Consider the following 1,388-nt stretch of genomic DNA (forward strand, 5'->3'; position numbering starts at 1 on the left):
TCCTTGCGAGTAATTCTCTAGTGGAGCGCTGGCCTCACCTAAGCGCTGACTCTGTTCAGCTGATTTTTTCCGCAAAGATCGCATCAAACCCACAACATTATTTAGCGCACTTTGCACTTCTGCCTGATTTTGTTGGAATGGACTATCGCCACCCATTTGATTTGCTTGACCGGATAGTGTTCCTAGACCTGGAGCCGCACCTGAAGGAGAGCTTGCGGACTGAAAAGGCGGCGCTGTTAATGCAGCGCTTTGAGTATCAGCTTGCCCGGTTCCACCACCAAGAGATTCGATAAAGGAAGAACGCTGCTCTTCTAACGGGGCACTTGGCGCTCCCAAGGCATCTTGGTTTTGTTGAGTTTCAGCGGAGGTAGCTAAACTTGCTTGGCTTTCTAAACTGGCTGCCATAGGGGACGCTTCCGGCACATAGCCTGGCCTTCCCGCCACACCAGGCCCACCTGCAGAACCACCCTGAGCTGAATTTTCTTGCTCTTGCGGTCTTTTCTCCTGAGAGGGCTCTGGTTTTGATCGCTTAGGTTTAGCTTCTGCACGTGACTTGACTGCCTTAGCCAGATCCATATTCGGTAGAATATTATGGTTAACCAAAATCTGGTTTAAACCTAAATACAAACTATCAAGCGACGTCATTACCTGCTTTTCAAACACCTTGAAAACCAGTTTCTCTAGTGTCCCACCCAAGCGCAGAGGTATAACGGCGGCATGAAAAGCACTCACCAACAATGCTGGGCCAAAAACACTTTGGTGATGGTTTTTATCACCAATTCCTACCGCATCCAAACGGACTTTAAGAGGTAATAATTCGGCACGATATTGAGTTTCACATTTGGTAATCAAGACCCTTGAAGTCAACCAGTCTTCAAAGTCACCTTTATCGACAAGCGATAGGGTATCGCTCATTTTTGTAGACATATCCAGATGCTCTTGATATGCCCCTAAAGGATCTTGCACTCCAATTGAAAAACCAGCTTGCAGTTCACGCTGACTCTTCTCTACTTTCTCAGCAGCGGCCATTAGCTCATTGGCTTTTTGGTCACTTTGGGCCTGTATTGAAGCTTGCTTTATTTCCTCAATTAAAACTGGCCAAAGGTCTGTCATTAAGGGAAGTGTCGTGCTATGAATCCTTTCTATACACTCCTCAACAATCTTTTTGCTCTCTTCGCTTGGTGCCGAACGTGCACCCTGGTTCATAGCAACCAAAGCACGGATAGCTTGAGGTTTACGCTCAGTAAAGCGAATACCAAAAGCTCCTGTCATCATATGTGCGAGATGCGCACCGATGTGAAACTCTTTACCACGCAAGTCCTTAAAAGAAAGGTCCAGTAAATCTTCTTTTCTAAGTATGGCCAAAAAGTCGATATACTCACGATCAA

At 46.3% G+C, this 1,388-nt stretch carries 1 protein-coding gene; it reads right to left on the reverse strand.

Going from position 1 to position 1,388, the window contains the following annotated elements; genetic code table 11:
* Positions 1-1,388, reverse strand: a 1,388-nt coding sequence (locus A3735_RS00955; protein WP_156499293.1) for a DUF1631 family protein, incomplete at both ends; no start/stop codon positions are given.

This window comes from Oleiphilus sp. HI0061, assembly GCF_001635675.1.